The 795-nt window shown below is 43.1% G+C and carries 1 protein-coding gene and 1 pseudogene; one reads left to right on the plus strand and one right to left on the minus strand.

Annotation, left to right across the window (positions count from 1 at the left end; translation table 11 throughout):
- The first annotated feature begins 10 nt into the window (after positions 1-10).
- Positions 11-160, plus strand: coding sequence for an ABC transporter C-terminal domain-containing protein (locus BN1067_RS20710; RefSeq protein WP_234400675.1), 150 nt, complete (start codon positions 11-13; stop codon positions 158-160).
- Between the two features lie 126 nt (positions 161-286).
- Here BN1067_RS20710 and BN1067_RS20715 read toward each other — a convergent pair.
- A pseudogene (locus BN1067_RS20715) lies at positions 287-795 on the minus strand (IS5/IS1182 family transposase); the annotation flags it as partial.

Genomic DNA, 795 nt, shown 5'->3' on the forward strand with positions numbered 1-795 from the left:
TCTGGAAACGGTGAAGGGGGAAATCGAACAGGCGGGAAGCGATTTTGGAAAAGTCCAGGAACTGTACAACCGCCAAGAAGAGCTGGAAGCCGGTTTGGAACAGGCAATGGAACGATGGGAAGAATTGTCGATTTTAGTGGAAGAAATCGATCAGCAATAACCGGTACGCTTTCCGAGGGCAGGGCCGCCTTTGTAGAAGCAAAAAAAACGCTTCTTCAGGTGAGAGGCCACTGAAAAACTGAAGTTGTTTGAAAAGTAGAATTTAAAAAAGCGGTCTGTATGGAATTTAATTTCCATACAGATCGCTTTTATCTAATTTCAATGATTTGTGCCCCAAACGGGCATCAGGATCTTGAGACTCTTGTAATTCCAGTTGGTCATCTGTAATCGTCTCTTTCAGTAAGTTCAGAGGTTCTTTGATTTTGGGGATAAAAACGAGCTTTGGTTCCTTTTCAATGACTTCGACAAGACGTTCTGAATAGTCCAGCTCAGCTTCAAGCGTATCTTCGGTTGGTTTCAGGAAATTTTTCTTCATGGATTCATCGAGAGAATAAATCATTTTACGGACGTTCTTGGAACGGCTACGCAATACTTCTTGAGGGGATGTTTGATTGTATCGAGCCTTTGTGTGTGTCGCATTAAGGATGAGAGACTTCGATTGGATCACGCCTTTCTCAAGCGCGACCTCTACGGTTTTTCCAATCAGGAAATCTAAAAGGTTTGGATCTTTCAGACGTTTACGACGGAAGTAAGCTAATAAGCTGGGATCAATGACGTCATCTTCCGGTGCCATTT

The organism is Virgibacillus senegalensis (genome assembly GCF_000821245.2).
GTDB lineage: Bacteria > Bacillota > Bacilli > Bacillales > Amphibacillaceae > Sediminibacillus > Sediminibacillus senegalensis.